Below are 6265 nucleotides of genomic sequence, written 5' to 3' on the forward strand. Positions count from 1 at the left end.
GCTCGCTTCGCATTGCCTTGGTTGGCTCGCCTTCGGCATCGTGCTTTTCTGCTCGGGTGAACTCGTTACTGCCTAAACCTTCGCCTTAAAATTCCGCAAGAAATCCAGCAGGATCTGCGCCGACACCTCCGCATCATCCGCCGTCATCGTCTCCAGCGGATTGTGGCTGATGCCGCCGTTGCCGCAGCGTGTGAACAGCATGGCGACGTCGGTCATCTTGGCGATTGTCATGGCGTCGTGACCTGCGCCGGAGGCGAGTTCGAATGGTTTGACGCCGGCGCGTTCGGTGGCGGCGGCCAGTTGGTTCATCAGCCAGCGTGCACATGGGGCGGCCGGGGCGGAGACGGTCTTTTCGATGGTGACGTCGACGCTGCGGCGTTGGCAGATTTCTTCGATCTTTTTCAAGACGTCGGCGACTGCCGCATCGCGTACGTCATCGGCGGCGGCGCGGATGTCGAGCGACAGCGTGCACGCGCCGGGGATGACGTTGGTGGAACCGTTCGGGACTTGCAGCTGGCCTACCGTGCCGACCAGCGAGGCGTGCTGGTCTTCGCCGCAACGCTGCTCGACGTAGAGGATGATTTCTGCGGCGGCAGCGGCGGCGTCCTTGCGCATGTTCATCGGCGTGGTGCCGGCGTGGCTGGCGACGCCTTTGAGGTTGACCAGGTAGCGCGAGCTGCCGGCAATCGAGGTGACGATGCCGACCGGAAGGTCGCGGTTGAGCAGGACCGGGCCTTGTTCGATGTGGACTTCGACGTAGCCGAGCAGGTCCGACGGATCGCGTGCGATCCGTGGAATTGCGGTGACGTCGTGGCCGGCCTGCGTGAGCACGTCGCGCATGCTGACGCCGTCGCGGTCGGTGAGGTTGAGCAGGTTGAGGTCGAACTGGCCGATGATGGCGTTGCTGCCCAGGAAGGTGCTCTTGAAGCGCACGCCTTCTTCTTCCGAGAAACCGATGATCTCGAAATGGAAGGGCAGGGTCTCGCCTTTTTCATGCAGGTGCTTGACGATGGCGATCGGCAGCAGGATGCCTTCGCGGCCGTCGTACTTGCCGCCGTTGCGCACCGTGTCGTAGTGCGAGCCGGTCATCAATGTCTTGGCTTGCGGGTCGGTCGAGAGGTAGCGGCCGACCACGTTGCCGACCGCGTCGATGTGCGCGTGCATGCCGGCTTCGCGCATCCAGTGGGCGATCTGGTCTGCGGTGCGGCGATGGGCGTCGGTCATGTAGGTGCAGGTCAGGGCGCCTTCGTCTTCGCTCCAGGCGCCGATTTCTTCGGCCCATTCCATGATGGTGGCGCCAATGGCCGGGGTATGGCCGAGCAGGTCGTTGATGCGCATTTCGGCAATGCGGCCGATCTGACGCAGCGCTTCGCGCAGTTCGTCTTCGGGCTGGTTGCGCAGGCGGCGGGTGAAGGTGGTGATGATTTGCTGGCGCGTCAGGCCCTTGCCGGTGGCACCTTTCACCGCGAGGATGAAGGGGAAGCCGAACCTGGCGTTGTAGTCGCCGTTGAGTTTTTGCAGCGTGGCGAATTCTTCCGGCGTGCACAGGTTGAGGCCGGCCTTGGCTTGCTCGCCGGTCGACTCGGCGGTCAGTTCGCCGGCGATGGCGGCTTTGCCTGCCAGCTCCGGGTGGGCGCGGATCAGGCCCAGTTGCTCTGCGCGGTCGGCGCCGGTGACCACGCTTTGCAGCGCCTGTTTCAGGGCCGTGATGTTGGCGAAAGGGCCGAGTTTCGCTGCGCGTTCGGGAATCCACGGCGAATGCTCATAGATCCCGTGCAGGGTGTTGACGAAAGCCGGTACGTCGCGCGCGGCGCTGCCGTTCAATTGTTCTAGTGTGGTCATCGTGATAGCTGTTGCCGATAGGTGCCAATAAATACGGATGGTTGCAGATTGCGGTGACAGGACGGTCCCCCGTCCTGTCGTACTTCAGTTGTTAATGATCGGAACTCTGTGCCGCCGCCAACGCATAACCGGCAACTTCTTCGTCGTTGCCGCGGCCGTTGAAGAATACATTCAACACGACCGCCATGGTGGATGCAAGCAATATGCCACTATGGAAGATCGTGGACAAGAAGCCCGGCATCTTGTCAAAGAAGGTCGGCGCCACAATCGGGATCATGCCCACGCCGATGCTGATGGCGACGATGAACAGGTTGTTGCGGTTGGTGTTGAAGTCGACCTTGGCCAGGATCTTGATCCCGGTCGCCGCCACCATGCCGAACATCACGATGCCGGCCCCGCCCAGCACGAATTGCGGGATCGATGCGGCCACGTGCGCCATTTTGGGGAACAGGCCGAACGCCGCCAGGATTACGCCGGCAGCCACGCAGACATAGCGGCTGCGGATGCCGGTGACGCCGACCAGACCGACGTTTTGCGAGAACGACGTGTACGGGAAGGTATTGAAGACGCCGCCGATCACCGTGCCGAGACCGTCCACGCGCAGGCCGCGCGCCAGCGTCTTGTCGTCGACCTTCTTCTCGACGATGTCGCCCAGCGCCATGAACATGCCGGTCGATTCGATCATGGTGACGATCATGACCAGGCACATGCTGATGATGGAGCCGACGTCGAATTGCGGCCAGCCGTAGTGGAAAGGCTTGATCACGGCGAACCATTCCGTTGCGCCGAGACCGTCAAAGTTGATCTTGCCCAGCGACAAGGCGATGACGAAGCCGACCACCATGCCCATCAGCACCGAGATATTGGCGATGAAGCCCTTGACGTATTTGGTGATGAGCAGGATGGAGACGAGGACCACGGCGGCAATCGCCAGGCTCAGCGGGGAGCCGTAGTCGGGATTCGGGATTTTGACGAAGACGCCGTCGACCAGCTTGCCGATGATGGGTTGGCCGCCGGCCGCCCAGTTGATGCCGACGCCCATCAGCGATACCCCGATCACCGTGATGACGGTGCCGGTCACCACCGGCGGGAAGTAGCGCATGAGCTTGCTCATGTAGGGCGACGCCAGGATGCAGAATATCCCTGACGCGATGACGGCCCCGTAGATATGCAGGATGCTCAGGGAGGGATTGTTGGCCATGGCGACCATCGGCCCGACGGCGGCGAAGGTGACTCCCATCATCACCGGCATGCGGATGCCGAACTTCCAGATGCCGAGGCTTTGAATGATGGTGACCAGGCCGCAGCAGAACAGATCGGCGCTGATCAGGTAGGCAATTTCGGATTTTGGCAGGTTTAGGGCACCGCCGACGATGAGCGGTACTGCGATGGCGCCGGCATACATCACGAGTACGTGTTGCATGCCCAGTGCGGCGAGTTTGAGTATCGGCAGTCTTTCGTCTACCGGGTGACCCTGAGGGCTTTGGGTTGTCATGGCTGTCTCCAAGTTTTTATATGGAGGCCGCTGCCGGTTTCAGATGCGACGGCGACGGCCTCTCGTCAAGTCCTTGCAGAAGGATGCAGATTCTGAGCAGGATCCTCCGTACAGGCTTGTGGGCCGATACTAAAGTAAATCGCTCAGTCCAATATATAGGTCAGCCAATACTCGTTTTCTGAATGTGGATATAAGCAGCGTGATGCCGATGTTGCCCGGAAGCCTTAATTGACAAGCATCTTGGCCGCGGCGCTGACCTGCGCGCGCAGCCATTTATGCTCGGTCGCCTGATGCACGCGCTCATGCCACAGCTGGTAAAAACGCAGCGGCGGAAACTTGATCGGCACGCTGTAACTCTTCAGTGACAAGGTCTTTTCATAGAAGCTGGCGAATTGCTGGCCGGCGCTCAGAACCAGGTCGGTCTGCGCCACCATGTAGGGCAGCATGCGGAAGTGCGCCGACTCCACCACGACGTTGCGATGCAGGTTCTGCTTCTCGAGGAAGGTGTCGATGGTGCCGTGATAGCCGGGCAAGATTTGCGACGGCGCCGCGTGCGGCAGGGTCAGGTAATCCTCGATGGTCATGGCGTCCTTGGCGGTGCGTTTGGCATAGGCGCAATCGGAACGCATCAGGCAGACGATGGGGTCGTCGAACAGTTTGGACAAATGCAGGTGCGGCGGCGGCTCGTCCCAGTTGGCGATGACGAGGTCGAGTTCGCCGTCCGACAGCAGGCGCACATAGTCGGTCTCCGGTCCGAGCGCGTGGATCACGATATGGCTCTTGGGCGATTCGCGGCGCAGGCGCGCGATGACCTCGGTAAAGAAGGGCGTGTTCATGTAATCGGGTGCGGCGATGTGGAAGGTGCGCGCTTCTTCCTGCGGAACGAAAGCGGTTTTCGGCACGAACAAGCGCTCGGTTTCGTCGAGGATGCGCTTGGCCGGCTTGAGCAGGCTCTCGCCGTGCTGGGTCGGCACCATGCCGCGTGCGCCGCGCACCAGCAGCGGATCGCCGGTGAGTTCGCGCAGCTTGCGCAGCGAGGCCGAGATCGATGGCTGCGGCTGGTTGAGCTTGAGGGCGACGCGCGAGACGTTCTTTTCGCACAGCAACAGATAAAGAATGCGGATCAGGTGGATATCGAGATGGTCTGGCAGCCTGGACATGATTGTCTCCGGGTAACTGGTAAAGCGAGGCGGGCGTCTGCGCAGGGCGCGCTGGACTGCCTTCTTACCCGTGGAGGGTGGCCGCACGTTGTTGATGTTATGAAAGGTCTCTGGTTATATTTTTTGGCGTATAGAGCTTCCCACATAACTTGCTCATTGTTGTATATGAATATGCGTATGTCAAATATAAGCGATTGGCAATGTTTTAAAGAGCCAACACGTTTATCGTTCCAGCATCCCAGTCGCACCCTCTGTGCGCAGGCTGCGACTGAGAAATAACAGATGGCAATCGCCATCAAGGTCGTCGCGGCAGCAGGTAACGAAGATTTACGCAGGAGCAGGAGACGTTCTGCGCAAGTCCTCTTTATTTATCCGGAGCGCATGTTTTGCATTCGCTGCGGATCGACCGTTTTGTGATCTGAGGCCCGGCCTCGCTCACCTGGAGCGCCCGCAGTGGCAGGTGAGGAACAAACGTGGGGAAGACATGGAAGCATTGTTCGTATCGTATGGCGTCGAGTGGCTCAATCTGCTGGTGCGCTGGTTGCATCTGATTGCCGGGATTGCGTGGATCGGCGCTTCGTTCTATTTCGTCTGGCTGGACAACTCCATCCGTCCTCCCAAGCCGGGCAGCGACCTCGCCAAGAAGGGTGTCTCCGGTGAATTGTGGGCCGTGCACGGCGGCGGCTTCTACAACCCGCAAAAATACCTGGTCGCGCCTTCCGAATTGCCGGAAGAACTGCACTGGTTCAAATGGGAAGCCTACGCCACCTGGATCAGCGGCTTCGCGATGCTGTTCATCGTCTATTACTTCAACGCCTCGGCCATGATGGTCGACAAGTCGGTTGCCGATCTCACCGGCCTGCAATCGGTCGGCGTCGGCCTCGGCACGCTGGTGCTCGGCTGGATCGTCTATGACCTGCTGTGCAAATCGCCGCTGGGCAAACGCGAAGGCCTGCTCGGCGGCGTGATGTTCGTCTTCATCGTCGCCGTGGCCTACGTGCTGACGCATTTGCTGAGCGGTCGCGCCGCCTACATCCACGTCGGCGCGATGATCGGCACCATCATGGTCGGCAACGTGCTGATGGTGATCATCCCCGGCCAGCGCAAGCTGGTGGAGGCCATGAAGGAAGGCAAGTCGCCCGATCCGATCTACGGCAAGAAGGGCAAGCAGCGCAGCGTGCACAACAACTACTTCACGCTGCCGATCCTGTTCATCATGATCAGCAACCACTACGCGATGACCTATACCCACGCGTACAGCTGGCTGGTGCTGGCCGCGATCATGGCCGCCGGCGTGCTGATCCGTCACTTCTTCAACCTGCGCCATGCCGGCAAGGTCTCGATCGGCTTTCCGATTGCCGGCTGTGTGCTGCTGCTGGCGGTGGCGATCGCGATTGCGCCTAAGCCGCTGCCGAAGGTTGCCGCTGTACCGGCAGTTTCACCGGCCGCCGTTGCCGGCGCAAGCACGGATAGCACAGCAACTGTACCTGTCGCCGCCACGGCAAGCGGCGTAGACTTTGCGCGCGTGCAGGAAGTCATCACCCAGCGCTGCGCCAGCTGCCACTCCGCACAGCCGACGCAGGCAGGTTTTGCCACGGCGCCGGCCGGCATGATGCTGCAAACGCCGGAACTGATCCGCCAGCACGCCGCCAAGGTGTACCAGCGCGCGGTCCAGACCAAGGACATGCCGCTGGCCAACATGACGCACATGACCGACGAAGAGCGCGCGCTGATCGGCCGCCGTCGGCAGCGCCGGAAACAGCAGGAG

4 protein-coding genes are annotated in these 6265 nt (G+C 61.0%); 1 reads left to right on the top strand and 3 read right to left on the bottom strand.

Annotated features, from left to right (window positions below):
- Positions 1–72: 72 nt before the first annotated feature.
- From HLUSI_RS0108060 to HLUSI_RS0108070, 3 genes are all read right to left on the bottom strand, one after another.
- Positions 73–1842, bottom strand: coding sequence for an allantoate amidohydrolase (locus HLUSI_RS0108060; protein WP_029363275.1), 1770 nt, complete (start codon positions 1840–1842; stop codon positions 73–75).
- Positions 1843–1933: 91 nt separating this feature from the next.
- Entirely contained in the window at positions 1934–3337 is a 1404-nt protein-coding gene (locus tag HLUSI_RS0108065) for a nucleobase:cation symporter-2 family protein (protein WP_029363276.1), read from the bottom strand.
- 224 nt (positions 3338–3561) lie between these two features.
- Positions 3562–4497: a LysR substrate-binding domain-containing protein gene (locus HLUSI_RS0108070; protein ID WP_016833487.1), complete on the bottom strand. Its 936-nt coding sequence runs from the start codon at positions 4495–4497 to the stop codon at positions 3562–3564.
- 484 nt (positions 4498–4981) lie between these two features.
- On the opposite strand from HLUSI_RS0108070, the gene HLUSI_RS27620 reads away from it, so the two are divergent.
- The coding region (locus HLUSI_RS27620) for a urate hydroxylase PuuD (RefSeq protein ID WP_016833488.1) at positions 4982–6265 on the top strand (1284 nt) is incomplete at its 3' end.

This window comes from Herbaspirillum lusitanum P6-12, from assembly GCF_000256565.1.
Lineage (GTDB): Bacteria > Pseudomonadota > Gammaproteobacteria > Burkholderiales > Burkholderiaceae_D > Herbaspirillum > Herbaspirillum lusitanum.

Excerpts from the sequence above, each read along its gene's own strand:
- HLUSI_RS0108060 (WP_029363275.1), bottom strand. The coding sequence starts at position 1,842 with ATGACCACACTAGAACAATTGAACGGCAGCGCCGCGCGCGACGTACCG.
- HLUSI_RS0108070 (WP_016833487.1), bottom strand. The coding sequence starts at position 4,497 with ATGTCCAGGCTGCCAGACCATCTCGATATCCACCTGATCCGCATTCTT.
- HLUSI_RS0108065 (WP_029363276.1), bottom strand. The coding sequence starts at position 3,337 with ATGACAACCCAAAGCCCTCAGGGTCACCCGGTAGACGAAAGACTGCCG.